1 protein-coding gene is annotated in these 1169 nt (G+C 57.1%); it reads right to left on the bottom strand.

The genetic code is table 11. The annotated features are described in order from the left end of the window. On the bottom strand, positions 1 to 1150 hold a 1150-nt coding region (locus ACXJ5O_RS27630), incomplete at its 3' end, for a M28 family peptidase (protein WP_457302699.1). Between the last annotated feature and the right edge of the window lie 19 nt (positions 1151 to 1169).

Below are 1169 nucleotides of genomic sequence, written 5' to 3' on the forward strand. Positions count from 1 at the left end.
GCGTATGCCACCAACAGCCGAGCGCGGGCAACATCTTCACAGGTCCCGGCGGCTGATGGCTTAGACTTCCGAACATCGAGGGAATGCCAATACCCCAGAAAGACTGGTCAGCAGCCCGGCCATGGCGACGCCCGGCATGTTTCTGGCCGCTGATGGCTTCGACTGCATCGAAAGCCACTGCCTTCAACTCATCGACTACACTTGAGTTGGTGAGCACGCTTGCTCCTTCACCGCCCGTCGAGTCCACATTGACGTGGGCGATACAGCGCTGCTCCAGCTCGTTCCAATACTCATCCGCATACCATGCCGAACCCGAATAGCGCCCATGCGAGTGGCCCGACCAGAAGCAGATGCGGAGTCCTCTGCGCCATTCGCCGCGATGAGCGGCAAGCAGGCGCGCAGCCTCCAGCATCGTCGCATTGGCGCCGCCATTATCCATGACACCGTAGTGCCATGTGTCGTGATGGCCCGAGAAAAGCACAAACGGCTCATCTGCTTGGGCGGCTAAGGAACTCAATTCGGCGACCAGCAGAGGTGTTTTGCGCCAACCAGTATCGACCTCGGCCTGCATGGAAACATTGACTGTCTTCCCTAGCTGGCAGCGCGCCCGCAGCTTCGCCCCTTCGTCATTCGGTACGGAACAGATGACCGTTGACGGGAGATTTGAACGTGTATGCTGTGATGGGCTGCCCCAAACAGGCGACACACACATTTCGTAGAGATGTTCGTTAGGACTAATATGAAGCTGGCCGATTGCCTGGGCAGCGCTGGCAAGCGCAGCAACCTCTTCGGTCGCTATGCCATCGACAAGGACGACTTTTCCGGAAACTTTCGCAGCGCTGAACTCCGCCGCTGTGCCTTCGCCCACGTAGACAAGTTCAGCCGAAACGCCGGGTGTGGAAACGGACATGGAATGGGTGATGCAGCGCAGCATCCTGCCATCCACAATGACACGTGCCCTGCCCGGTAAACTGATATAGGCATCATGCTGGATAAGCTTGGTATCATAGCCATAACCCTCCATTTGCGCTTGCAGATAGCGGAAGCTTTCAAGTTCTTCAGCCGTGCCGGACAGTTTTACTCTCCGCGAAAACTCGCGAATATGTTCCATCAGTTTGTCCGTGTCCGGTTCAAAGCCTGTCTCAGACATCCGTGTTCTCCGGCAATGG

Source organism: Phyllobacterium sp. P5_D12 (genome assembly GCF_054049495.1).